Origin of the sequence: Rosenbergiella sp. YN46 (genome assembly GCF_036620675.1) — a bacterium.
Lineage (GTDB): Bacteria > Pseudomonadota > Gammaproteobacteria > Enterobacterales > Enterobacteriaceae > Jejubacter.
This window is the reverse complement of sequence record NZ_JAZHEE010000044.1, coordinates 1-23,486: the sequence shown is the minus strand read 5'-3', so window position 1 is coordinate 23,486 and position 23,486 is coordinate 1. Positions and strand designations below refer to the sequence as shown.

The window sequence follows — 23,486 nt, the reverse complement described above, 5'->3', positions numbered from 1 at the left end:
CCACCATTAAATCCGCAGCGGCAGTGACGCCGCGTTCTGACAGGGCGATAGCATCCCCGGGGAGAAAAGCATGTTAAAGAAAACACTCATAGTCACACTATTTCTGGTGGCGGGCAGCGCCGCCGCGGCCGATAGCTCACTGACGGTAGGCCAGCTTGCTACTTCGCAGAGCACCAAAGCCGAATTTGCGAAGATGGTGGAAGGGCATAAGCTTCCGGCGTGGGTGACCAAAGGAGGAACCAGTACTGAAACCAAAGAGGTTCAGTTAGGGGATAACCGTTACCTGGTGCTGGAATCCTGTAAACCGCATGACTGTGGCAGTGAACGCATTGCCGTGCTCTATTCGCCTAAACTCAAGCGAATGATGGGGCTCTACTCCGCGGTTGATGAAGCGAAGTCAAGCGAGCAACTGAAATGGCTGAATGTGGGCGATGCCGAATCCATCGACGGTAAAACGGTGCTTTACGCGGCGCTGACCGGCAGCCTGGAAAATCATCCCGACGCTTTCAACTTTAAGTAATAAAAAAAGCGGAGCCAGGCTCCGCTTTTTTTTAGCTGCGTCTTCAGGCGGCTTCCGGGCTGTGGGCTTTTCTTTCCCGGGCGAGCGGCCGTGTTGCCAGCGCTTGCGGCTCAAACTCGTCTACGTTAATGGTACGCAGGCGGCAGGCTTCGGCACGGCGCAGCGTGTCGGCTTCCTCCTGATTAACCCACCCCTGGCTCAGCGCCTGTTCCGCCAGTTTATCCAGCGCGGTAAAGGCGAGATTTTTTCCCTGAGTTTTACACAGCCGCTGGTGGATAGATTCTGCGGCCATTATCGCCTGCAGAGCCTCTTCCAGCTGGCCGGCGGGATGATATTCGCTGGGGGTCAGATACTGGCCGCGACCAATGCGTGATCGGGTGGCTGACGGCGTCTGGAGGATCTGCGCCAGTTTGCTTTCCAGCTTATCCGACGGCGCATGACAGCGGCGGCCCAGCGGCAGCGTAATCAGTCGCAGTGCGCTGCCCATCAGGCGATGCGGGAAGTTGCGCAGCAGGGAGTCAATGGCCTGTTCGGCCTGGAATAGCGCATCCTGCACCCCCCAGTGCACCAGCGGTAAATCAGCCTGCTGGCGTCCTTCATCGTCATAGCGCTTCAGTATCGCGCTGGCGAAATAGAGCTGGCTGAGCACGTCGCCCAGACGGGCGGAGATGCGTTCACGCCGCTTCAGGCTGCCGCCCAGCAGCGCCATCGACACATCTGATAGTAGCGCCAGCGCGGCGCTAAGCCGGTTTATCTGTTGATAGTAGCCGCGGGTAGCGTCCCGGGTTGGGGTGGCGCTGGTATGGCCATTGGTGAGTCCCAGCCAAAAACTGCGCACCTTATTGCTGCCTACGTGGCCGATATGGCGAAACAGCAGACGGTCAAATTCGTTAACGTCGTTACGGCCTGCCGCGGCCATCTCGTCCAGCAGGAAGGGATGGCAGCGAATAGCGCCCTGACCGAAGATCATCATGCTGCGGGTCAGGATATTGGCGCCCTCGACGGTAATGGCAATAGGGGCACCCTGATAAGCGCGAGCCAGGAAATTGTTTTCGCCCAGCATAATGCCTTTACCGCCGGTGATATCCATGGCGTCGATGATGGCGCGCTGGCCGCGATGGGTACAATGGTATTTGACGATAGCCGACAGCACTGCCGGTTTTTCGCCCAGCATAATGCCGTAGGTTATCAGCGAAGCGGCGGCATCCATGGCGTAAGCGTTACCGGCGATACGCGCCAGGGGCTCTTCGATACCCTCCATTTTGCCAATGGAGATTTTAAACTGGCGTCGGATATGGGCATAGGCGCCGGTGGCCAGCGCCACGTTCTTCACACCGCCGGTGGAGTTGGAAGGCAGAGTGATACCGCGTCCGACCGACAGGCATTCCACCAGCATGCGCCAGCCCTGGCCTGCCATTTTCGGCCCTCCGATGATGTAATCGATGGGCACGAAAATATCCTGACCGCGGGTGGGGCCGTTCTGAAATGGAACGTTCAGCGGGAAGTGGCGCTTACCTATCTCCACGCCCGGCGTACTGGTGGGGATCAGCGCGCAGGTGATCCCCAGTTCATCGCGATCGCCCAGCAGGTGTTCGGGATCGTCCAGCTTAAAAGCCAGCCCCAGCACGGTGGCTATGGGGGCCAGCGTGATATAGCGCTTGTTCCAGGTCAGGCGCATCCCCAGCACCTGTTCGCCCTGCCATTCCCCCATGCAAACCACGCCGCGATCCGGAATGGCGCCGGCATCCGATCCTGCTTCCGGGCTGGTCAGGGCGAAACAGGGGATCTCTTCGCCCCGCGCCAGGCGCGGCAGATAGTGATCTTTTTGTTCATCGGTACCGTAGTGTTGCAACAGTTCGCCGGGGCCAAGGGAATTAGGCACCCCAACGGTGATGGCCAGGATACCGGAAACGCCGGCCAGTTTTTGTAGTACCCGGGACTGGGCATAAGCGGAAAACTCCAGCCCACCATACTCTTTTTTAATGATCAGCGCGAAGAAGCGGTGTTTTTTCAGGTAAGCCCACAGTTCCGGCGGAAGATCGGCCATTTCATGGGTGATCTGGAAATCGTTAGCCATGCGGCAGGCTTCTTCTACCGGGCCGTCCAGAAACGCCTGTTCTTCTTCGGTCAGTCGCGGCTGCGGGTAGTTATGCAACCGGCTCCAGTCCGGACGTCCGCGAAACAGTTCGCCTTCCCACCAGGTTGTTCCGGCGTCGATAGCCTCTTTTTCGGTACGTGACATTGGCGGCATAACCTTGCGGAAGGCGCGCAGTACCGGTGCGGAGAACAGCGCGCGGCGCATTGGCGCCAGGTTGAAGGGCACCAGAATAATCGCCAGCGGCACCAACAGCCATGGCGCCCAGACGCCAATGGCGCCGAGTAACGCCGTCCACGCCAGAAGAATTACGCTACTCAATGCCAGGCTGATGCGGTGGTAAAAGAGTGCGCTGAGCAGAACAAGGGTTGCAACGATACTCAACATCATCATAGAAGAGACTCCCGTCTTCTTAAGAGGTCAGACCAGTCATTACTATGGTTGTAGTCGAGGTGCTTGTTTTTAGCAATTCATTCACAAAAAAATTACAACAGTGCTCACGGAATGACCGCTCGGAACTGCAAAACATGCGTCGAGGCTGCGCGGTTACGCTTCTCGCTTCTGCTGCTATCCGGTACACTTCACTGTGTGATTAGATCAGGCTGAAGGATAACCTCATGTACCAGGACATGATTCGTAGTGAACTGAACGAGGCCGCGGAAACGCTGGCTAATTTCCTGAAAGACGATGCCAATATTCATGCTATCCAGCGGGCGGCGGTCATGCTGGCAGATAGCTTCAAGGCCGGCGGCAAGGTACTCTCTTGCGGTAATGGCGGCTCTCACTGTGATGCGATGCACTTCGCGGAAGAGCTGACCGGGCGCTATCGCGAAAACCGTCCAGGCTACCCGGCGATTGCGATTTCGGATGTCAGCCACCTTTCCTGCGTCAGCAATGATTTCGGCTACGACTATGTCTTTTCCCGTTACGTTGAGGCGGTAGGGCGCGAAGGCGACGTGTTGTTGGGCTTGTCCACTTCCGGCAACTCGGCCAACGTCATCAAAGCTATCGAAGCGGCCCGCGCTAAAGGCATGAAGGTGATCGCACTGACCGGTAAAGACGGCGGCAAGATCGCGGGCACGGCTGATATTGAAATTCGCGTGCCGCATTTTGGCTATGCCGATCGCATTCAGGAGATCCATATTAAAGTGATCCACATTCTGATGATGCTGATCGAAAAAGAGATGGTGAAAGCGTAAGTCTATCGTGCCCCCGACGGTGCGCGGGGGCAGGCCTGGCAGGGGAGGTTGTCATGTGTGAACTGCTCGGGATGAGCGCTAACGTACCGACCGATATCTGCTTTAGTTTTACCGGTCTGGTACAGCGCGGTGGCGGTACCGGCCCCCATAAAGATGGCTGGGGTATCACCTTTTACGAAGGTAAAGGGTGCCGTACTTTTAAAGATCCGCAGCCTGGCTATAACTCGCCTGTCGCAAAACTGGTGAAGGAATACCCTATAAAATCCTGCTCGGTGGTGGCCCATATTCGCCAGGCGAACCGCGGTAAGGTGGCGCTGGAAAATACTCATCCCTTTACCCGCGAACTCTGGGGCCGCAACTGGACCTATGCGCATAACGGGCAGCTTAAGGGCTGGCGTGGGCTGGAGACCGGGAATTTCCGTCCGGTGGGAGAAACCGACAGCGAGCACGCTTTCTGCTGGCTGCTGCATCAGATGGCGCAGCGCTATCCGCGAACCCCCGGCAATATGCCCGCCGTATTCCGCTTTATTGCCGGGCTTGCGGCTCAGCTACGCGAAAAAGGGGTCTTCAATATGCTGCTCAGCGATGGGCGTTACGTGATGGCCTGGTGCTCCACTAATTTGTTCTGGATCACCCGCCGCGCGCCGTTCGGCGTCGCGACGTTGCTGGATCAGGATGTGGAAATTGATTTTCAACGGGAAACCACGCCGAATGACGTGGTAACGGTGATTGCGACCCAGCCCCTGACGGGTAATGAGGCATGGAGCCGGGTAGCGCCGGGAGAGTGGGCGCTATTTTGCCTTGGCGAGCGTATCGTTTGAGGCAAACAGCGACTGAGGTGCCGCCGCGCTCGGCGGCTGCTCATTGACCACATACTGGCCGTTGTTGACCGAAACGACGGGCGGCATATGGTACTTATTGAAGTAGTCATAGCCCGGCTTCAGCTGTTTCCAGAAGCCTGCGTAATAAGAGTGCTTGTGGCGCTCCATATTGGCGTCGGTCATGCGAAACGGGTAAATGCTGACCTGAACCCGCGGCTGGCCGAACAGCAGGGCGCCGGTCACAAACTGGAAGATCTCGTCAATGCCGGTATCCGTCATGGCGTAGCAGCCTACGGAAACGCAGGCGCCGTGGATCATCAGATATTTACCGTCATAGCCGTTCTGGCGATCGAACTCATTGGGAAAACCGATATTGATGGCCTTATAGAAGCGGCTATCCGGCTTAAGCTGACTGCGATCGACGCTATAAAATCCTTCCGGACTCTTAAAGTCGCCCATACGGCGCTTGGGGCCCAGGCCGCCAGAGTAGTTGCAGATGTTATAGCTGCTGAGAAGCTGGTACTTTTCCCCGTTCTTGACATAGAGCTCAAGGATGCGCTCTTGCTTGAAGATCTGAATATAGACCGGGGAACCCATATACTGCTGCTTACCGGGAAGGGGAGTGCTCCCCTGGCCGCTAAGCAGGCCGGCGAACGACAGGCACGGCATCAAAAGTATCGCAATGAAGAGTGCGATTTTACGCATACTGCTGGTTCCTTGATAAACCTGATGAAGCAAACAGGCCTGGGCGGCCTTAAAGCGGTAATAAAGACGGAAAACCCGATTTTATGCGCTCACATTATCACCGCCGGTGAATTTAGCAAGCGCTTGCTTACCGCTTTTACAATTTGGTCATTCCCTATACGCTATGCAGGATTCCGTCAGTTTCTGAAAGTTTGCGTGTCCGTTCGCAATTACGGTGCCATAAACTCAGGAATTCTGCCGGTTACAGGGTAATTAATGCTAAAATCGGCCGCGATGATGATGTGCGGAATAGAACGGACGCTTTTCCAGCGTTCACTGCTCGGTGAACCTATGTGGTCATGATGCCACCTTCCTTCTTTTCCGTATGGCGGACACGATTAATCTAATTCGCTCGGGCGCCTCCCGGAACGCGGCGGCGCGATAACGATTAACCATACGTGATGACCTTATGATCAAAATTAAAAAAGGGCTTGATTTGCCAATCGCTGGCCAGCCGGAACAGCGTATTGACGAAGGGCCGACGCCTGACCGCGTGGCCGTGCTCGGAGAAGAGTATGTGGGCATGCGTCCTTCTATGCTGATCCGCGAAGGGGATCGGGTACGTAAAGGACAAGCGCTCTTTGAAGATAAAAAGAACCCTGGGGTTATGTTTACCGCGCCGGCCAGCGGTACGATTGAAGCCATTAACCGCGGCGAACGCCGGGTGCTGCAGTCGGTAGTGATTGCCGTTGATGGCGACGATCGAGTGACTTTTGACAAATACGAAGCGGGCCAGCTTGATTCGCTGTCCCGGGAAACGGTAACCCGGCAACTGCTGGAATCCGGTCTATGGACCGCGTTTCGCACCCGCCCGTTCAGCAAATCGCCGGTGCCGGGTAGCGTGCCGGCGGCTATCTTTGTCACAGCGATGGATACTAACCCGCTGGCGGTCGATCCTCAGCCGATTATTCAGGCGCATCGCGCCATGTTTGACGCGGGTCTCAGCGTGCTGACGCGCCTGACGGAAGGCAAAGTGCACGTCTGCCAGGCGGGGGGCGGCAAACTGGGCGGGCATCCTGCTGCTCAGGTGACCTTCAATGAGTTTTCCGGCCCGCATCCCGCGGGGCTTCCCGGTACGCATATCCACTTTCTGGAGCCGGTTAGCCAGAAAAAAAGCGTCTGGCATCTGAACTACCAGGACGCGATCGCCATCGGTAAATTGTTTGTTGAGGGGGAGCTGTGGACTGAACGCGTGATTGCGCTGGGCGGCCCGCAGGTGGCGCGTCCGCGCCTGTTGCGTACTCAGATTGGCGCTTCGCTGGATCAGCTCACAGCGGGGGAACTGCTGGAAGGGGAAAACCGAATCATATCCGGTTCGGTGCTGAGCGGTAACCGGGCTTACGGCCCTCATGCTTTCCTTGGCCGTTTCCACCTGCAGGTGACGGTACTGAAAGAGGGGCGCGAAAAAGAGCTGTTCGGCTGGGTTGCGCCGGGCAGCGACAAGTTTTCCATCACCCGTACCACAGTGGGTCATTTCCTCAAACATAAGCTGTTTAACTTCTCCACCGATACCAACGGCGGCGAGCGTTCCATGGTGCCTATCGGCAACTATGAGCGTGTGATGCCGCTGGATATCCTGCCGACCATGCTGCTGCGCGATCTGCTGGCGGGAGACAGCGACAGCGCTCAGGCGCTGGGCTGCCTGGAGCTGGATGAAGAGGATTTGGCGCTCTGTACCTATGTCTGCCCGGGGAAATACGAATATGGCCCGGTGCTGCGCGAGGTCTTAACCCGCATCGAGCAGGAAGGATAACTGATGGGCTTAAAGCATCTGATTGAAAAACTGGAGCCGCACTTTACCGGTAGCGGCAAGCTGGCGAAGTACTATCCGCTCTATGAAGCGGCAGCCACCATCTTCTATACGCCGGGTATCGCTACGCGCGGGGCGTCCCACGTGCGCGACGCCATCGACCTGAAGCGTATGATGATTCTGGTCTGGTTCTCGGTCTTCCCGGCAATGTTCTGGGGCATGTACAACGTGGGGCATCAGACCCTCCAGGCGCTGGGGAAGCTCCATAGTCCGGAACAGCTACAGCAGGTTATTGCAGGGGACTGGCACTATCAGCTGGCGCATTTACTGGGTGCCAGTTTCGCTGCGGATGCCGGTTGGGTAAGCATGATGGCTATTGGCGCGGCGTTTTTCCTGCCCATTTACATCACGGTTTTCGTGGTGGGGGGCTTCTGGGAAGTGCTGTTTTCCATTATCCGTAAGCACGAGATTAACGAAGGTTTCTTCGTCACTTCGATTCTGTTCGCGCTGATTGTGCCGCCGACTCTGCCGCTGTGGCAGGCGGCGCTGGGTATCTCCTTTGGCGTGGTGCTTGGCAAAGAGATCTTCGGCGGTACCGGGCGCAACTTCCTGAACCCGGCGCTGGCGGGGCGCGCTTTTCTGTTCTTTGCCTACCCGGCGCAGATTTCCGGCGACCTGGTCTGGACGGCGGCGGATGGCTTTTCCGGCGCGACGCCGCTTTCCCAGTGGGCGAGCGGCGGCGGAGAATCTCTGGTGAACGTCGCTACCGGTCAGCCGGTGAGCTGGATGGACGCCTTTCTGGGGAACATCCCGGGCTCCATTGGCGAAGTTTCCACATTGATGATTCTGATTGGCGGCGCGGTGATTCTGTTTGCCCGTATCGCTTCCTGGCGCATCGTTGCTGGCGTGATGGTGGGGATGATCGCCACCGCCTCGCTGTTTAACGTGATTGGCTCTGACACTAACCCGCTGTTTGCGATGCCGTGGTACTGGCATCTGGTGCTGGGCGGTTTCGCCTTCGGCATGATGTTTATGGCGACGGATCCGGTTTCCGCCTCTTTTACCGATAAAGGGAAGTGGAGTTACGGCATTTTGATCGGCGTGATGTGCGTGCTGATTAGGGTGGTCAATCCGGCCTATCCTGAAGGAATGATGCTGGCGATCCTGTTCGCCAACCTGTTCGCGCCGCTGTTTGACTATCTGGTGGTGCAGGCCAACATCAAGCGGAGGAAGTCGCGTGGCTAATAAAGGAAACGATACCATTGGTAAAACGCTGCTGGTGGTGCTGGTTCTCTGCCTGGTCTGCTCGGTGGTGGTGGCAGGCTCGGCGGTGGGGCTAAAGTCGCGCCAGCAGGAGCAGAAACTGCTCGATAAGCAGCGCAATATCCTGGATGTGGCGGGTTTAATGCAACCGGGCATGACCAGCAATGACGTCAAGGGAATCTACAGCGAGCGCATCTCTCCGCGCCTGCTCGATCTGGAAAGCGGCAAGCTGCTGGATAAAGATCCGGCCAGTTTCGATCCAGCGAAGGCGTTGCGCGATCCGCAGCAGAGCATGACGCTGAGCGCCGGCCAGGATCCGGCCGGAATTAAGCGCCGCAGCAATATCGTCGAAATCTATCTGGTGCGCGACGAGAATAAAAAGGTGCAGGAGCTGGTACTACCGATCTACGGCAACGGTCTGTGGTCGATGATGTACGCCTTTGTGGCGCTGGACACCGATGGTCGCACCGTAAAAGGGATTACTTACTACGACCAGGGGGAAACCCCGGGGCTGGGCGGAGAAGTGGAAAACCCCAACTGGCGACGTCAGTGGATTGGCAAAAAGGTGCTGGATGACCAGGGCAAACCTGCGATTCGCGTTGTGAAAGGCGGTGCTCGCCCGGGAGATGAGTATGCGGTGGATGCGCTTTCCGGTGCGACGCTGACTTCTAACGGCGTACAGCACAGTTTTGATTTCTGGATGGGGGAAAACGGTTTTGGTCCCTTCCTGAAACAGGTTCGTGAAGGAGAGCTCAACAATGGCTGAAATGGGCGACATGACAGAGATTAAGCGGGTTCTGGTCAGCCCGCTGGTGGAAAACAACCCTATCACGCTGCAAATCCTTGGGATTTGTTCAGCGTTGGCGGTGACCACCAAACTGGAGACCGCTTTCGTTATGGCGATTGCTGTAACGCTGGTGACTGCGTTCTCCAGTATGTTTATCTCTATGATCCGCAAGCAGATCCCCAGTAGTGTGCGTATTATCGTGCAGATGGCGATCATCGCTTCGTTGGTTATCGTGGTGGACCAGGTCCTGCGGGCCTTTGCGTATGAAATCTCCAAGCAGCTGTCGGTGTTCGTGGGGCTGATTATCACCAACTGTATCGTGATGGGGCGCGCCGAGGCTTATGCGATGAAGTCGCCGCCGATGGCAAGCTTTATGGACGGTATCGGCAATGGTCTTGGCTACGGAGCGATTCTGCTGGTGGTGGGCTTTGTGCGTGAACTGTTCGGCAGCGGTAAGCTGTTCGGCGTTACCGTGCTGGATACGGTGCAGAATGGCGGCTGGTATCTGCCGAACGGCCTGTTCCTGCTGGCACCCAGCGCTTTCTTCCTGATCGGGCTGCTGATCTGGGCGCTGCGTACCCTGAAGCCGCAACAGCAGGAGAAGGAGTAAGTGATGGCTCACTATATTAGTCTGTTCGTGCGCGCGGTGTTCGTTGAGAACATGGCGCTGGCCTTCTTCCTGGGGATGTGTACTTTCCTGGCGGTATCGAAGAAGGTTTCTACGGCCTTTGGCCTTGGCGTCGCGGTGACTGTAGTGCTGGGAATTTCGGTGCCGGTCAATAACCTGATTTATAACCTGGTGCTGCGCGATGGCGCGCTGGTGGAAGGTATCGATCTCAGTTTCCTGAACTTCATTACCTTTATCGGCGTGATTGCAGCCCTGGTGCAGATTCTGGAAATGACGCTGGATCGCTTCTTCCCGTCGCTCTATAACGCGCTGGGGATCTTCCTGCCGCTGATTGCGGTGAACTGTGCCATCTTTGGCGGCGTCTCTTTTATGGTTCAGCGCGATTACAACTTCCCGGAGTCCATCGTTTATGGCCTGGGTTCCGGCATGGGCTGGATGCTGGCGATAGTCGCGCTGGCAGGGATTCGTGAAAAGATGAAGTACTCCAGCGTGCCGGCAGGGCTGCGCGGGCTTGGGATCACCTTTATCACCACCGGACTGATGGCGCTGGGCTTTATGTCATTCTCCGGTGTGCAGCTATAAGGGGCGTAACAGATGGAAATTATTCTTGGCGTAGTCATGTTTACGCTAATCGTACTGGCGCTGGCGCTGCTGATTATCTTTGCCCGATCGAAGCTGGTTAATTCCGGCGACGTGCTGATTGAGATTAATAACGAGGCGGACAAACAGTTCCATTCGCCGGCTGGCGGTAAGCTGCTTAACACCCTGGCCGAGCAGGGGATTTTTATCTCCTCCGCCTGTGGCGGTGGCGGCTCCTGTGGCCAGTGCCGGGTCACGGTGAAAGAGGGCGGCGGCGACATCCTGCCGACCGAGCTTTCGCACATCACTAAACGCGAAGCCAAAGAGGGCTGTCGTCTGGCCTGTCAGGTCGCGGTAAAACGCGATATGAAGCTGGAGCTGCCGGAAGAGATCTTTGGGGTGAAGAAGTGGGAATGTGAGGTTATCTCTAACGATAACAAGGCCACCTTTATCAAAGAGCTGAAGCTGAAGATTCCGGAAGGGGAAGTGGTGCCATTCCGTGCCGGGGGCTACATTCAGATCGAATGCCCGCCCCATAAGGTCGCTTATGCAGACTTCGACGTACCGGATGAATACCGTGAAGACTGGGACAAGTTCAATCTGTTCCGCTACGTCTCTGAAAGCAAAGAGCAGGTAGTGCGCGCTTACTCCATGGCGAACTATCCGGAAGAGAAGGGCATTATTATGCTCAACGTGCGTATCGCCACTCCGCCGCCACGCCTGCCTGATGTGGCGCCGGGGATTATGTCTTCCTATATCTGGTCGCTGAAGGCGGGCGATAAGGTGACCATCTCTGGCCCGTTTGGCGAATTCTTCGCCAAAGAGACCGACGCCGAAATGGTCTTCATCGGTGGTGGTGCGGGTATGGCGCCGATGCGTTCCCATATCTTCGATCAGCTTAAACGTCTGGGCAGCAAGCGTAAGATTAGCTTCTGGTATGGCGCCCGTTCGCTGCGTGAAATGTTCTACCAGGATGAGTTCGAACAACTGGCTCGTGAAAATCCGAATTTCACCTTCCATGTCGCGCTTTCCGAACCGCTGGAAGAGGATAACTGGACGGGTCATACAGGCTTCATCCACAATGTTCTGTATGAGAACTATCTGCGCGATCATCCGGCGCCGGAAGATTGTGAGTTCTATATGTGTGGGCCGCCGGTAATGAACGCGGCGGTGATTAAAATGCTGAAGGATCTCGGCGTGGAGGATGAAAACATCCTGCTCGACGACTTCGGCGGTTGATGGAGGCCGAAATGCTAACGGTATTTCTGGCGAGCTTCGCCATCTTCGCCCTGGTGATTCTGGGTATGTCGCTGGGCTATATTGTGAAGCGTAAGTCGCTGCAGGGTAGCTGTGGAGGCATTAGTTCGCTGGGCCTTGAGAAGGTGTGCGACTGTCCGGAGCCTTGCGATGCCCGTAAGGCGCGAATGGCGGCGGCACAGCGTCGGCAGAAGCTGGAGCAGGATCGGATTCTGTAACCCGATGACGAAAGGCCCGGAGAATGTCCGGGCCTTTTCTTTTTATTGCGTTAACCTTTCTTCTTTAACAGCGCCATAGCCGTCTGTGAAACGCTCAGTCTCCAGCCGGGAGCGGCGCCCTCTTCCTCCAGCCACGCGGCTGAAAGCGCGGCGTGAACCGCCACCCATGCCAGCAGTCGTTGGCGGTCAAGAGCGCTGCATTCGGCGATAATCTCTGTCTGGCGTAGCAGTCGTCCGGGAGTCAGCGCTGTCGCCTCGTCAGGGTTACACAAAATATTGGCGAAGTCGTATCCTCGTTCGCCTGACAGTCCTTTGGGGTCGATGGCGATCCAGCCTCGTTGCGCATCGATAATATTGGCATGGTGAATATCGCCGTGTAGTACAACAGAGGGATGAGGATCGCTTAACAATTCTCTGGCAATGGCCGCCGCATGCGGGTAAGGGGCGGCGGTGGCCTGTTCCAGGGCGGCCAGTCGCCGCTTTAGCGGCGTCAGGAATAATGATTGTGGGGCCTTGTGTCGGTGCAGGCGATTAACCGCGTCACAGAGAATTCGGGTTGCTTCGTCGTCTTTGCCTGCGGCGACCATCCCGATTAGCGTTCGCCGACAGGCAGCGCGTTCCAGCAGTAGCGCCTCGTCGTCCCGCTGGTAGACCCGGGCCGCGCCTTCGCCGTTCCAGAATTGCATCACCAGACCGCCCTGGTACTCTTCCTGGCACAGGGCTATCTTCACCATGGCGGGCAGTCCGCGGTATAACACTGGCTGGAGCAGACTACTGTGGGTGCGAAACGGAGCGCCATCGGCGGTGAGTCGCCAGCGTTGATGAAGTTCGTTGAGTCGTGAGTTATTTTTGTCCATTAGCTGCTATTTTACTGTTCCTGTCACCTGGCAACGAGATTTTTCTAATCTTCTGACTTCTTATCCTTTTTCACCCCAGTGCGCCGGAGAAGGCGTATTCTTGCCGCCGATAGTGGCGGGAAAGCGTTGCAGTCCGGCGTATCTTTTTCTATCCTGTATGCATATACAGTTGTGGTGGTAAACTATGCGCAAGATTATTCATGTCGATATGGACTGCTTTTTCGCAGCCGTCGAGATGCGGGATAACCCGGCGCTGCGTGATATTCCGCTGGCCATCGGCGGCAGCCGGGAGCGGCGCGGCGTTATCAGCACCGCCAACTATCCGGCGCGTAAATATGGCGTACGCAGCGCCATGCCCACCGCCATGGCGCTTAAACTCTGCCCGCACCTGACTCTACTGCCGGGGCGTTTCGATGCTTATAAAGAGGCGTCCGCCCATATCCGGGAAATCTTTAGTCGCTATACTTCGTGCATTGAACCACTGTCGCTGGACGAAGCCTATCTGGATGTGACCGACAGTCCGCACTGCCACGGCTCCGCTACGCTGATGGCCAAAGAAATTCGCGCCACCATCGCCCGGGAGCTGAATCTTACGGCCTCGGCCGGGGTAGCGCCGATTAAGTTTCTGGCCAAAATAGCATCCGATCTGAATAAGCCAGATGGCCAGTATGTGATCACGCCGGAATCGATGGGCGATTTTCTGGCCGGGCTGAAACTTGCCAAAATTCCCGGGGTAGGGAAAGTGACGGCGGCACGCCTGGAGGAGATGGGATTGCGTACCTGCGCCGACGTGCAGCGCAGCGATCTTGCCATGCTGCTTAAGCGTTTTGGCAAGTTTGGTCGGGTACTGTGGGAACGCAGCCACGGCGTTGATCCACGCGCAGTAAACACTGACCGATTGCGTAAATCGGTTGGCGTGGAGCGCACGCTGGCTCAGGATATTCATGAATGGCATGAGTGTGCAGAGATCATTGAACGGCTCTATCCTGAACTGGAAAGGCGGCTGGCTAAGGTGAAACCAGATCTGCTAATTGCCCGCCAGGGCGTTAAGCTGAAATTTGCTGATTTCCAGCTAACGACTCAGGAGCACGTCTGGCCGCGATTAAATAAAGAGGATCTTCTGGCGACGGCGCGTAAAACCTGGGACGAGCGACGCGGGGGGCGCGGTGTTCGGCTGGTGGGGCTGCACGTCACGCTTCTGGCGCCGGAACTGGAGCGCCAGTTAGTGCTGGGGCTATAAAGCAGACCGGCTCCCTCGGGAGCCGGTGGGTAACTGCTTACTTCGCAGGAATGGATTTCAAAAGTTCGGTCAGTAGTTTCCAGTACTGACCCACGCTTTCGATATGAACCTGCTCATCCGGCGAGTGCGGGCCGGTAATGGTTGGCCCGATAGAGACCATATCCATTTCCGGATAAGGTTTCTTGAACAGGCCGCATTCCAGACCGGCATGAATCACCATGATGTTCGGCGTCTTGTTAAACAGGCGCTGATAGGTTTCGCGCACCAGCTGCATTACCGGCGATTTGTCATCCGGTTGCCAGCCTGGATAGCTGCCTTTCGCTTCGAGCGTGGCGCCTGCCAGCGCATTGAGGGAAGCGAGCATGCTCACCACGTAATCTTTGCCGCTGTCGATAAGTGAACGAATAAGGCAGATAATCTGCGCCTTGTCGCCTTCCGTGGTGACCACGCCCAGGTTCAGGGAAGTTTCCACCACCCCTTTCACTACGTCGGAGTTGCGAATAACGCCGTTCGGCGTGGCGTTCAGCAGGTTCAGGAAGGTATCGCGGCTCTGTTTGTCCAGCGGTTGATGTTCCGCGTGAACCGGCTCCAACTGAATAGTCAGGTTTTTCTCAACCTGAGAGAGCTCATTTTGCAGCACCGCCAGATAATCGGCGACCTGCTGTTTCAGCTCCTGCGCCTGGGCTTTGCTGACCGCCAGAGTGGCAAAGGCTTCGCGCGGGATGGCGTTACGCAATGTGCCGCCGGTAAAGTCGATAAGACGCAGATCCAACCGCGGCGCCTGTTCGCGCAGGAAACGGGCCAGCAGTTTGTTGGCATTGCCCAGTCCCAGGTGGATTTCGGCACCGGAGTGACCGCCTTTTAGCCCTTTCAGGGTCAGCTTAACGGTTTCGAAACCGTCGGGCAGCGCTTCACGGGTCAGGGGCAGGGTAGAGATAGCGTCAACGCCGCCGGCGCAACCCATATAGATCTCCCCTTCTTCTTCGGAGTCGGTGTTGATCAGAATCTCCGCCTGCAACCAGTTGGGCTGCAGCGCAAAGGCGCCGTCCATGCCCGCTTCTTCGGTCATAGTCAGCAGCACTTCCAGCGGGCCGTGCTCAACGCTGTCATCTGCCAGCACCGCCAGCGCCGAGGCCATACCGATGCCATTATCGGCGCCCAGCGTTGTGCCGCGCGCTTTGACCCATTCGCCGTCGATATAAGGGCGGATGGGATCTTTGGTGAAGTCGTGCTCAGTATCGTTGTTTTTCTGGGGAACCATATCCAGATGCGCCTGGAGCGCTACCGGCTTGCGGTTCTCCATGCCCGGCGTCGCCGCCTTGCGGATCAAAATATTACCGGCCCGATCGCGTTCCGCGTGCAGGCCCTTCTCTTTCGCCCAGTCGAGAATATGCTGTGCCAGTTGCTCTTCGTGGTAGGAAGGGTGAGGAATGGAACAGATTTTGGCGAAAATATCCCACAGCGGCTGCGGGGAGAGTTGAGACAGTTCAGACACAATGCGTCTCCTTGACGTTGAGCAGCGATAAAAGTAGCGCTGCTCAGAGGGTTGACCGGATTAAATGTACCGCGGGCCTCATCCCGCGCGATAACCTGAGGATACCATTTTCTCCGTCGTGTCGGGGATGCGAAAGCCTAAAAACCGCGCCGTTGCGCAACTGAGGCTGGTGTTTGGTGCCCCAGGTCACTATAATTTCGCGCAACCTGATTCCATTCGAATACTTTTTGAGCCGTTATTGATAGGCCGGGACACATCACATGAGCGAAAAATACGTCGTCACCTGGGACATGTTGCAGATTCACGCCCGCAAGCTGGCCAGCCGTCTGCTGCCGGCTGAGCAGTGGACAGGCATTATCGCGGTCAGCCGCGGTGGTCTGGTACCGGCTGCGCTGCTGGCGCGCGAACTGGGTATTCGCCATGTCGATACCGTGTGCATCTCCAGCTACGACCACGATAACCAGCGAGAAATGAAAGTCCTGAAGCGCGCAGAAGGCGACGGCGAAGGCTTCATCGTTATTGACGACCTGGTGGATACCGGCGGTACCGCCGTTGCAATTCGCGAAATGTACCCGAAAGCGCGCTTCGTCACCATTTTCGCCAAGCCGGCGGGTAAGCCGCTGGTGGATGATTACGAAATCGACATTCCGCAGAATACCTGGATTGAGCAGCCCTGGGATATGGGGGTTGCCTTCGTGCCGCCGCTGGCTGGCCGTTAATCCCTTAAATAAATGTGGAACAGACGCCCGGCTAAAGCCGGGCGTCTGTTTTTAAACGCTATAGCAGCGGGTACAATAGGGCCGCTTATCCGTTTTAGGGAGAAAGGGCCGCCATGTCGAAGCGCAACCTCAGCGAAGATCTGTTCAAACCCCGCTTTAAACACCCGGAAACCTCTACGCTGGTGCGGCGCGCTCGTCATCGCAAGAGAGAAGAGATCCACTCACCGCTGGACGGACGCACGGAACCTCACTGGTACCGCCTGATTAATCGCCTGCTTTGGATCTGGCGCGGTGTGGATCCGCTGGAAATGATGGATGTGCAGTGCCGTATCGCTGTCAGTGAGGCTGAACGTACCAATAACGGCTATTACGATACCGTCGTCGGCTACCGCAGCGGCAACTGGATCTACGAATGGTCGAAGCAGGCTATGCTGTGGCAGCAGCGGGCGGGCCAGCAGCAGGATCCTGAACTGTGTGGCAAACAGTGGCTGATGGCAGCCAATCTCTACAGCATTGCCGCCTATCCTCACCTGAAAGGCGATGACCTGGCCGAGCAGGCCCAGGTGCTGGCGAACAATGCCTATGAAGAGGCGGCGCCGCGCCTGCCTGGCGGGCTGCGGAAACTGACCTTTCCGGTGCCGGGCGGCAGCGATATCACCGGCTTTCTGCATATGCCGAAAGGGCAGGAGGGGCCGTTTCCCACCGTACTGCTGTGCGGTGGCCTGGATGCGCTGCAAAGCGACTACTATCGCCTGTTTGAACGCTATCTGGCGCCCGCGGGCATGGCCATGCTGACGATCGATATGCCCTCGGTGGGTTTTTCTGCCAAATGGAAACTGACTCAGGATTCCAGCCTGTTGCACCAGCACGTGCTGCGCGCCCTGTCGGATGTTCCCTGGGTCGATCACACCCGGGTGGCGGCGTTTGGCTTTCGCTTCGGTGCTAACGTGGCGGTGCGTCTGGCTTATCTGGAATCGCCGCGCCTGCGCGCGGTGGCCTGTCTGGGGCCGGTGGTGCACTCCCTGCTTAGTGAAATCGAACGTCAGCAGCGGGTGCCTGAGATGTATATCGACGTGCTGGCCAGTCGCCTGGGCATGACTGACGCTTCCGATGAAGCCCTGCGGGTGGAGCTTAACCGCTACTCTCTGAAAACCCAGGGGTTATTGGGGCGCCGCTGCCCCACGCCGATGCTTTCCGGTTTCTGGGAGCGCGATCCCTTCAGCCCCGAGCAGGATTCGCGGTTAATCGCCTCGTCCTCGGCCGACGGTAAGCTGCTTAACATCCCGTTCAGTCCGCTTTTTCTGAATTTTGATAAGGCGCTGCGCGAGATTACCAACTGGCTGGCAAAGCGCCTGAAATAGCGCTCTGGCGCGGTTCCGTTCGCTCTTTCCACTTGCCGTGCAGGTATCGGAAATGTGCCTGATTGTTAGTCTGATTGTTGCGAAATTTCTTATGTTTGATAAAACTGGGGGTTCACAAAAGGAGATCGCAATGACGTTACCGAGTGGATACCCGAAGAGTCGATTGATCAAAAAATTTACCGCGCTTGGCCCCTACATCCGGGAGGAGAAGTGCGAAGATAATCGCTTTTTCTTCGACTGCCTTGCTGTCTGCGTTAACGTAAAACCCGCCCCCGAACTGCGTGAATTCTGGGGATGGTGGATGGAACTGACCGCTGTTGATAAACAGTTCCACTACACCTGGAAGTTCGGCCTGTTTGATAAAGAAGGGGTCTGGGTACCGGTCGCCATCAAGGATAAAGAGGTCGAGCAGAAGGTGATACAGGCGTTGCGCAGTTTTCACGGACGGCTGGAGGCGCTGCTGACCGAGCTTTCATTTGAACTGGTTCCGGCGCAGGGCTTTGTCGAAGAGCCGGTAAAACTCCGCGCCTGATCGCGTAAAACGCCAGCTCTGACTGGCGTTTTTCATATCTTTCAATCTGATAGTTACAGGAGGCCTGTCATCTTATATTGCGACGCAAGCCGCTACTCCCGCGTATTCACTTCCTTTTCTCCCCCCGCCTGTTGGCAAGGTGCCCGACACCTGATACAACAACATGCAAAGCTCTTCCCTTTTTTCCTGACCAAAATGGCAAAACACTATGAGCGATAGCCAGACTCTGGTAGTTAAGCTTGGCACAAGCGTACTGACCGGCGGCTCACGCCGTCTGAATCGTGCCCATATTGTGGAACTGGTGCGCCAGTGCGCCCATCTGCACGCTGCGGGACACCGCATTATTATCGTCACTTCCGGGGGCGTTGCCGCTGGCCGTGAACATCTGGGATTCCCTGAGCTGCCGCCAACCATCGCCTCTCGCCAGCTGCTGGCGGCGGTGGGGCAGATTCGCCTGATCCAGCTCTGGGAGCAGTTCTTTTCCATCTACGGCATTCACGTTGGTCAGATGCTGCTGACCCGCGCCGATATGGATGATCGCGAACGCTTTCTGAACGCGCGCGATATGCTGCGATCCCTGCTGGATAACAATATCGTCCCCATTATTAACGAAAACGACGCGGTGGCGACGGCAGAGAGCAAAGTTGGTGACAACGACAACCTTTCCGCACTGGCGGCGATTCTGGGCGGCGCCGATCGCCTGCTGCTGCTGACCGACCAGCAGGGGCTGTTTACCGCCGATCCGCGTACCGATCCGACCGCAGAACTGATTAAAGAGGTGCAGGGAGTGGATGATGCGCTGCGTGCCATCGCCGGGGACAGCGTTTCCGGGCTGGGTACCGGCGGTATGGGCACCAAACTGCAGGCGGCGGACGTGGCCTGCCGCGCCGGTATCGAGGTGGTGATCGCCTCCGGTAGCCTGCCAGACGTGATTGAAGATGTCGCCAAAGGTGTTTCGGTCGGTACCCGCTTCCTGGCCGAGGAGTCGCCGCTGGAAAGCCGTAAACGCTGGCTGTTCGGCGCGCCAGCGGTGGGTGATATCACCATCGACGATGGCGCCCTTAACGCACTTCTGAGCCGCGGCAGCTCGCTGCTGCCTTCCGGCATTCGCACGATTAGCGGCGACTTTTCCCGCGGTGAGGTGATTCGCGTGCTCAGTCTGGACGGGCGCGACATCGCCCATGGCGTTACCCGCTATAACAGTGACGCCCTGCGCCGCATTGCCGGCCATCACTCCCAGGAGATCGACACGATTCTGGGCTATGAATATGGCCCGGTCGCCATGCACCGGGACGATATGATCGTTATTTAAGGAGAGGCTTATGCTGGAACAAATGGGTAAAGCGGCAAAAGAGGCCTCTTATCAACTGGCTCAGCTGTCGGGCCCGGAAAAGAACCGCGTACTGGCGCGTATCGCCGACCAGCTGGAAGCGCAGGCCGGGGCGATTCTGGCGGCCAATGAGCAGGATCTGGCCGAAGCGCGCGATAACGGCCTGAGCGAAGCGATGCTCGACCGCCTGGCGCTGACGCCGGAGCGTCTGAAAGGCATTGCCGACGATGTTCGTAAGGTCTGCCAGTTGGCGGATCCGGTGGGGCAGCTTATCGACGGTGCTCCACTGGACAGCGGCCTGCGCCTGGAGCGGCGCCGGGTGCCGCTCGGCGTGGTGGGGGTGATCTACGAGGCGCGACCGAACGTCACCATCGATGTTGCCTCTCTGTGCCTGAAGACCGGGAATGCCGTCATTCTGCGCGGCGGTAAAGAGACATACCGCACCAATGCCGCCACTGTAAAAGTGATTCAGAACGCGCTGGAAGCCTGCGGTCTGCCGGCCGGTGCGGTGCAGGCGATCGAAAGCCCGGATCGCGCGCTGGTGGCCGAGATGCTGAAGATGGACAGCTATATCGATATGCTTATTCCGCGCGGCGGTGCCGGACTGCACAAACTGTGCCGTGAACAGTCTACCATTCCGGTCATTACCGGTGGTATCGGCGTCTGCCATATCTTTGTGGACAGGAGCATGGCGTTCGAACCGGCGCTGGATATCATCACTAACGCCAAGACCCAGCGTCCGAGTACCTGCAACACCGTAGAGACGCTGCTGGTACACCGCGAGATCGCTAAAGAGTTTCTGCCGGCCCTGAGCCAGCGAATGGCGGAAAAGGGGGTGACCCTGCACGCCGATCGCGCGGCGCTGGCAGAGCTGGAAGAAGGGCCGGCGCAGGTGGTGCCCCAGAAGCCGGAAGAGCTGGATGACGAGTTCCTGTCGCTGGATCTCAATGTCTGCCTGGTGGATGATCTGGACGCTGCCATTGATCACATTCGCTTGCACGGCACCCAGCATTCGGATGCGATTCTGACCCGCGATATGCGCAGCGCCGAGCGTTTCGTTAACGCGGTGGACTCTTCGGCAGTCTATGTGAACGCCTCTACCCGCTTTACCGACGGCGGCCAGTTTGGTCTGGGAGCGGAAGTGGCGGTCAGCACCCAGAAGCTGCACGCGCGCGGCCCGATGGGGCTGGAAGCGTTGACCACCTATAAGTGGATTGGCTACGGCGACGATACCGTCCGCGCTTGAGGTTTTTACTAAGGTCTGCAAAGGCGCCTTCCGGGGCGCCTTTTTTATCGCGGTGCGATATCAAGCAGCGTGGGGATCTGTGACAGCAGCCAGAGAATCAATCCAATGGCGCCGCCCACCAGGGTGCCGTTAATACGGATAAACTGCAGATCCTTACCGACGTTCAGCTCGATCTGCTCGGACATTTCACGGGCATCCCAGCTGCGGACCGTATCGCTGATATGACGGGTCAGGAAGGCGGCGAAATCAGGCGCCATTTGAGCTGCGGCCTGTTCCAGATGCTCGTTCAGCGAGGCGCGCAGCGCGCTATCCTCAATCAGCGCCTCCCCGAACCACTGTCCGGCTCTGGCGATACGCTGGCCGGTTACCGGGGCATCCGCCTGCATATCCCGCTTCAGCCAGCCGCGCAGATCGCCCCACAGTTCGCCGATATAGCGGTTAAAGGCGGCGTCTTCTTTCAGCCAGGTTTTGATGTTATCGGCCCGGGCGGCCATTTCGGGGTCGTGCTTCAGCTTATTGATAAGCTTTTGGGTGGCGCTGTCGAAGGCGTGGCGGATCTGATGACCGCGATCGTGGCTGATATCATCCAGCAGGGCGTTGGCGATACTGGCGGCCAGCTCGGCACTGTGTTCGCCCAGCCACTCGGTAGGCAATATTCGCGCCTTACGCGGGTGTTCTGTTTCCAGCCAGCGTACTATCTGGCGCGCCAGAAATTCCCGGGTGCCGTCGCGATTCACCAGGGTAATCAGCTGCTCTATCAGGGCGTCTAGCAGCGCCTGATGTCGGTTATCCTTTGTCATGCTTTCCAGCACCATGGCGCTGGACTGGGTCAGATCCACATTATCGATAGCGCGATGTACGGCGCGCCGCAACAGGCGCTGAATGCGGGCATCGTCGGCCAGATCGAGAAAGCCGCTCATTACCTGCAACAGATGACCGCCCAGCCGCTGCGCGTTGGCCGGCCGGCTCAGCCAGTTACCGATGGCCCGGATGGGATCGTAATGGCGAATGAGTTGCACCAGCGAGCGGGTATCCAGAAACTTTTCGCGAATAAACTGCCCAAGATTATCGCCGATGCGATCCTTCTTGCGGGGAATAATGGCGGTATGGCGGGAGATAAAAGGAATCGGCACCCGGCGAAACAGCGCCACCACGGCAAACCAGTCGGCCAGCGCCCCCACCATAGCGGCTTCGGCAGTGGCCTTCACGCCGCTGACCCAGCGCGCCGGCGGCAGAAACAGCGTAGCGATAAATACCGCCGCGGCAATCAGCAGCAGGGCCAGCGCCAGGCGACGGGCCCGCTTCAGTTCAGTGAGTTTTTCCATACCCAAAGCATAACCCGATGCGCGACGCAGCGGTAGCCGGGCAGCGGAAACCAGGAATTCAGCGGTGAATGATGTAAAAAGCAGCAGCCGACACGGCAGGCGGTTGACGCCTCCCTCGCTTTTCCTTACTCTTTAGCCCGTGCTCAGGCTCCTGCGCACATCCCCCGGGCCGGTATAGCTCAGTTGGTAGAGCAGCGCATTCGTAATGCGAAGGTCGTAGGTTCGACTCCTATTACCGGCACCATTTAAACATCTCTCAAAGTCTACTCAAGTCCACTAAAAGCCCTTGTACTGCCTTATCTGGCGCTCTCGATAGTATTCTGACGTCCACTGACGTTTCCCAAAATCCACGCATGATTGGGGGTACATTCGGGGGTATATGCTGTTCGGTCTGGTGGAGATACCCCCAATGAAGTTAAATGCCCGTCAGGTAGAAACCGCGAAACCTAAGGATAAGCCTTACAAGATGGCCGATGGCGGTGGATTGTATCTACTGGTCAATCCTAATGGTTCTCGCTACTGGCGATTGAAGTATCGCGTTGCTGGTAAAGAAAAGTTGCTGGCGTTGGGGGTATATCCTGAAGTGTCGCTTTCTGATGCCAGAGCAAGGCGGGATGAAGCTAAACGGGGTATCGCTGGGGGTATCGACCCAGGCAAAGCGAAGCAGGAAGAAAAGCTGGCGCGGGAAGCTCAGGTAAAAAACACGTTTCAGGAAATAGCCATTGAATGGCATACCAGCAAAGCGAAGAAATGGTCTGAAGGTTACGCCTCCGACATCATGGAAGCCTTTAAAAAAGATGTGTTCCCTTATATTGGTCGGAAGCCTGTCTCTGAGGTAAAGCCGCTGGAACTGCTTAACGTGCTGCGACGGATTGAAGGGCGGGGTGCCACAGAGAAGGCTAAGAAGGTTCGCCAGCGGTGCGGTGAAGTATTCCGGTACGCTATTGTAACGGGAAGGGCTGAGTATAACCCAGCGCCAGATCTCACCAGTGCTATGCAGGGGCATGAGTCTAACCATTACCCATTCCTTAATGCTCAGGAGCTACCAGCATTCTTTAAAGCTATGGGGGATTACACCGGAAGCGAGCTGGTGGTACTGGCTGCAAGGTTGCTTATTCTCACCGGGTTGCGCACAGGAGAACTAAGAGCCGCTGAGTGGTCGGAAGTTGATACCGATAATGCCGTCTGGGAAATACCGGCTGAACGGATGAAGATGCGCCGACCTCATATTGTTCCCCTGTCCAGCCAGGCAATAATCATAATTGGACAGGTTCGGGAGATGACAGGGAATTATCCTCTGATGTTCCCCGGCCGGAACGATCCAAGAAAGACAATGAGCGAAGCCAGCATTAACCAGATGTTTAAGCGTATTGGCTATCACGGTAGAGTTACTGGTCATGGCTTCCGCCACACCATGAGTACCATCCTACATGAACAGGGGTATGTAGTGGCATAGTTAATCTGGCCACCTGAACAGAGGTGATATCATCGCCTCATAGACAAAAACAGGTGACATTATG

21 protein-coding genes, 1 tRNA gene and 1 pseudogene are annotated in these 23,486 nt (G+C 57.1%); 18 read left to right on the top strand and 5 right to left on the bottom strand.

Translation table 11 applies throughout. The features are described from left to right. Window positions 1–70: 70 nt before the first annotated feature. Window positions 71–520 (top strand): Ivy family C-type lysozyme inhibitor, encoded by a 450-nt coding sequence (gene ivy / locus V3W49_RS20395; protein WP_500147819.1) that lies wholly within the window; start codon window positions 71–73, stop codon window positions 518–520. A gap of 43 nt (window positions 521–563) precedes the next feature. On the opposite strand, the gene fadE is transcribed toward ivy, so the two are convergent. Next, window positions 564–3,008: an acyl-CoA dehydrogenase FadE gene (gene fadE, locus V3W49_RS20390; protein WP_500147818.1), complete on the bottom strand. Its 2,445-nt coding sequence runs from the start codon at window positions 3,006–3,008 to the stop codon at window positions 564–566. Window positions 3,009–3,232: 224 nt separating this feature from the next. On the opposite strand from fadE, the gene lpcA reads away from it, so the two are divergent. Both lpcA and V3W49_RS20380 read left to right on the top strand, forming a co-directional pair. Continuing rightward, window positions 3,233–3,814: a D-sedoheptulose 7-phosphate isomerase gene (gene lpcA / locus V3W49_RS20385; protein ID WP_154777511.1), complete on the top strand. Its 582-nt coding sequence runs from the start codon at window positions 3,233–3,235 to the stop codon at window positions 3,812–3,814. A 53-nt stretch (window positions 3,815–3,867) separates the two neighbouring features. Then, window positions 3,868–4,635, top strand: a complete 768-nt coding sequence (locus tag V3W49_RS20380) for a class II glutamine amidotransferase (RefSeq protein WP_500147817.1) — start codon at window positions 3,868–3,870, stop codon at window positions 4,633–4,635. On the opposite strand, the gene dpaA is transcribed toward V3W49_RS20380, so the two are convergent. Then, complete coding sequence (dpaA, locus tag V3W49_RS20375; protein WP_500147816.1) at window positions 4,606–5,340, bottom strand: peptidoglycan meso-diaminopimelic acid protein amidase; 735 nt, start codon at window positions 5,338–5,340, stop codon at window positions 4,606–4,608. The two genes, V3W49_RS20380 and dpaA, sit on opposite strands and share 30 nt — an antisense overlap. 448 nt (window positions 5,341–5,788) lie before the next feature. Here dpaA and V3W49_RS20370 point away from each other — a divergent pair, with 448 nt between their 5' ends. The 7 genes from V3W49_RS20370 to nqrM are packed head-to-tail and all read left to right on the top strand — an operon-like array spanning window position 5,789 to window position 11,861. Continuing rightward, window positions 5,789–7,132 carry a Na(+)-translocating NADH-quinone reductase subunit A gene (locus tag V3W49_RS20370; RefSeq protein WP_500147815.1) on the top strand — a complete coding sequence of 448 codons (1,344 nt, stop codon included), beginning with the start codon at window positions 5,789–5,791 and terminating at the stop codon, window positions 7,130–7,132. Between the two features lie 3 nt (window positions 7,133–7,135). Then, the gene (locus V3W49_RS20365; protein ID WP_500147814.1) at window positions 7,136–8,374 is read left to right on the top strand and encodes an NADH:ubiquinone reductase (Na(+)-transporting) subunit B; all 1,239 of its coding nucleotides are present in this window, start codon (window positions 7,136–7,138) and stop codon (window positions 8,372–8,374) included. Further along, window positions 8,367–9,158: a Na(+)-translocating NADH-quinone reductase subunit C gene (locus V3W49_RS20360; protein ID WP_500147813.1), complete on the top strand. Its 792-nt coding sequence runs from the start codon at window positions 8,367–8,369 to the stop codon at window positions 9,156–9,158. Before V3W49_RS20365 ends, V3W49_RS20360 begins: the two co-directional genes overlap by 8 nt. Further along, window positions 9,151–9,789: an NADH:ubiquinone reductase (Na(+)-transporting) subunit D gene (locus V3W49_RS20355; RefSeq protein ID WP_500147812.1), complete on the top strand. Its 639-nt coding sequence runs from the start codon at window positions 9,151–9,153 to the stop codon at window positions 9,787–9,789. Before V3W49_RS20360 ends, V3W49_RS20355 begins: the two co-directional genes overlap by 8 nt. Before the next feature lie 3 nt (window positions 9,790–9,792). Further along, window positions 9,793–10,389, top strand: coding sequence for an NADH:ubiquinone reductase (Na(+)-transporting) subunit E (gene nqrE, locus V3W49_RS20350; RefSeq protein ID WP_500147811.1), 597 nt, complete (start codon window positions 9,793–9,795; stop codon window positions 10,387–10,389). Between the two features lie 12 nt (window positions 10,390–10,401). Further along, window positions 10,402–11,625: an NADH:ubiquinone reductase (Na(+)-transporting) subunit F gene (nqrF, locus tag V3W49_RS20345; protein WP_500147810.1), complete on the top strand. Its 1,224-nt coding sequence runs from the start codon at window positions 10,402–10,404 to the stop codon at window positions 11,623–11,625. Between the two features lie 11 nt (window positions 11,626–11,636). Continuing rightward, complete coding sequence (nqrM, locus tag V3W49_RS20340) at window positions 11,637–11,861, top strand: (Na+)-NQR maturation NqrM (protein ID WP_500147809.1); 225 nt, start codon at window positions 11,637–11,639, stop codon at window positions 11,859–11,861. A gap of 50 nt (window positions 11,862–11,911) precedes the next feature. Here the strand turns inward: nqrM and V3W49_RS20335 are convergent, their stop codons facing one another. Continuing rightward, window positions 11,912–12,718, bottom strand: a complete 807-nt coding sequence (locus tag V3W49_RS20335; RefSeq protein ID WP_500147808.1) for an aminoglycoside phosphotransferase family protein — start codon at window positions 12,716–12,718, stop codon at window positions 11,912–11,914. Window positions 12,719–12,902: 184 nt separating this feature from the next. Between V3W49_RS20335 and dinB the strand changes: the two genes are divergently transcribed. After that, on the top strand, window positions 12,903–13,958 hold the full coding sequence (gene dinB, locus V3W49_RS20330; RefSeq protein ID WP_500147807.1) for a DNA polymerase IV: 1,056 nt from the start codon (window positions 12,903–12,905) through the stop codon (window positions 13,956–13,958). A 37-nt stretch (window positions 13,959–13,995) separates the two neighbouring features. Here dinB and pepD read toward each other — a convergent pair whose 3' ends face one another. Beyond that, window positions 13,996–15,453 carry a beta-Ala-His dipeptidase gene (gene pepD, locus V3W49_RS20325; RefSeq protein WP_500147806.1) on the bottom strand — a complete coding sequence of 486 codons (1,458 nt, stop codon included), beginning with the start codon at window positions 15,451–15,453 and terminating at the stop codon, window positions 13,996–13,998. A 260-nt stretch (window positions 15,454–15,713) separates the two neighbouring features. Here pepD and gpt point away from each other — a divergent pair, with 260 nt between their 5' ends. The 5 genes from gpt (at window position 15,714) to proA (ending at window position 20,641) form a co-directional block, all read left to right on the top strand. Continuing rightward, complete coding sequence (gene gpt, locus V3W49_RS20320; RefSeq protein WP_500147805.1) at window positions 15,714–16,172, top strand: xanthine phosphoribosyltransferase; 459 nt, start codon at window positions 15,714–15,716, stop codon at window positions 16,170–16,172. A 113-nt stretch (window positions 16,173–16,285) separates the two neighbouring features. Then, window positions 16,286–17,533, top strand: a complete 1,248-nt coding sequence (gene frsA, locus V3W49_RS20315) for an esterase FrsA (RefSeq protein WP_500147804.1) — start codon at window positions 16,286–16,288, stop codon at window positions 17,531–17,533. Window positions 17,534–17,663: 130 nt separating this feature from the next. Next, window positions 17,664–18,065, top strand: a complete 402-nt coding sequence (gene crl / locus V3W49_RS20310) for a sigma factor-binding protein Crl (RefSeq protein ID WP_500147803.1) — start codon at window positions 17,664–17,666, stop codon at window positions 18,063–18,065. A gap of 208 nt (window positions 18,066–18,273) precedes the next feature. Then, window positions 18,274–19,377: a glutamate 5-kinase gene (gene proB / locus V3W49_RS20305; RefSeq protein ID WP_500147802.1), complete on the top strand. Its 1,104-nt coding sequence runs from the start codon at window positions 18,274–18,276 to the stop codon at window positions 19,375–19,377. A 10-nt stretch (window positions 19,378–19,387) separates the two neighbouring features. Further along, complete coding sequence (gene proA / locus V3W49_RS20300) at window positions 19,388–20,641, top strand: glutamate-5-semialdehyde dehydrogenase (protein WP_500147801.1); 1,254 nt, start codon at window positions 19,388–19,390, stop codon at window positions 20,639–20,641. A 44-nt stretch (window positions 20,642–20,685) separates the two neighbouring features. Here the strand turns inward: proA and V3W49_RS20295 are convergent, their stop codons facing one another. Continuing rightward, window positions 20,686–21,966 (bottom strand): DUF445 domain-containing protein, encoded by a 1,281-nt coding sequence (locus V3W49_RS20295; RefSeq protein WP_500147800.1) that lies wholly within the window; start codon window positions 21,964–21,966, stop codon window positions 20,686–20,688. Window positions 21,967–22,134: 168 nt separating this feature from the next. Between V3W49_RS20295 and V3W49_RS20290 the strand changes: the two genes are divergently transcribed. Then, window positions 22,135–22,210, top strand: a tRNA-Thr gene (locus V3W49_RS20290). Between the two features lie 165 nt (window positions 22,211–22,375). Then, window positions 22,376–23,419, top strand: a pseudogene (locus tag V3W49_RS20285) (tyrosine-type recombinase/integrase); the annotation flags it as partial. Between the last annotated feature and the right edge of the window lie 67 nt (window positions 23,420–23,486).

Excerpts from the sequence above, each read along its gene's own strand:
- ivy (WP_500147819.1), top strand. The coding sequence starts at position 71 with ATGTTAAAGAAAACACTCATAGTCACACTATTTCTGGTGGCGGGCAGC.
- fadE (WP_500147818.1), bottom strand. The coding sequence starts at position 3,008 with ATGATGATGTTGAGTATCGTTGCAACCCTTGTTCTGCTCAGCGCACTC.
- lpcA (WP_154777511.1), top strand. The coding sequence starts at position 3,233 with ATGTACCAGGACATGATTCGTAGTGAACTGAACGAGGCCGCGGAAACG.
- V3W49_RS20380 (WP_500147817.1), top strand. The coding sequence starts at position 3,868 with ATGTGTGAACTGCTCGGGATGAGCGCTAACGTACCGACCGATATCTGC.
- dpaA (WP_500147816.1), bottom strand. The coding sequence starts at position 5,340 with ATGCGTAAAATCGCACTCTTCATTGCGATACTTTTGATGCCGTGCCTG.
- V3W49_RS20370 (WP_500147815.1), top strand. The coding sequence starts at position 5,789 with ATGATCAAAATTAAAAAAGGGCTTGATTTGCCAATCGCTGGCCAGCCG.
- V3W49_RS20365 (WP_500147814.1), top strand. The coding sequence starts at position 7,136 with ATGGGCTTAAAGCATCTGATTGAAAAACTGGAGCCGCACTTTACCGGT.
- V3W49_RS20355 (WP_500147812.1), top strand. The coding sequence starts at position 9,151 with ATGGCTGAAATGGGCGACATGACAGAGATTAAGCGGGTTCTGGTCAGC.
- nqrE (WP_500147811.1), top strand. The coding sequence starts at position 9,793 with ATGGCTCACTATATTAGTCTGTTCGTGCGCGCGGTGTTCGTTGAGAAC.
- nqrF (WP_500147810.1), top strand. The coding sequence starts at position 10,402 with ATGGAAATTATTCTTGGCGTAGTCATGTTTACGCTAATCGTACTGGCG.
- nqrM (WP_500147809.1), top strand. The coding sequence starts at position 11,637 with ATGCTAACGGTATTTCTGGCGAGCTTCGCCATCTTCGCCCTGGTGATT.
- V3W49_RS20335 (WP_500147808.1), bottom strand. The coding sequence starts at position 12,718 with ATGGACAAAAATAACTCACGACTCAACGAACTTCATCAACGCTGGCGA.
- dinB (WP_500147807.1), top strand. The coding sequence starts at position 12,903 with ATGCGCAAGATTATTCATGTCGATATGGACTGCTTTTTCGCAGCCGTC.
- gpt (WP_500147805.1), top strand. The coding sequence starts at position 15,714 with ATGAGCGAAAAATACGTCGTCACCTGGGACATGTTGCAGATTCACGCC.
- frsA (WP_500147804.1), top strand. The coding sequence starts at position 16,286 with ATGTCGAAGCGCAACCTCAGCGAAGATCTGTTCAAACCCCGCTTTAAA.
- crl (WP_500147803.1), top strand. The coding sequence starts at position 17,664 with ATGACGTTACCGAGTGGATACCCGAAGAGTCGATTGATCAAAAAATTT.
- proB (WP_500147802.1), top strand. The coding sequence starts at position 18,274 with ATGAGCGATAGCCAGACTCTGGTAGTTAAGCTTGGCACAAGCGTACTG.
- proA (WP_500147801.1), top strand. The coding sequence starts at position 19,388 with ATGCTGGAACAAATGGGTAAAGCGGCAAAAGAGGCCTCTTATCAACTG.
- V3W49_RS20295 (WP_500147800.1), bottom strand. The coding sequence starts at position 21,966 with ATGGAAAAACTCACTGAACTGAAGCGGGCCCGTCGCCTGGCGCTGGCC.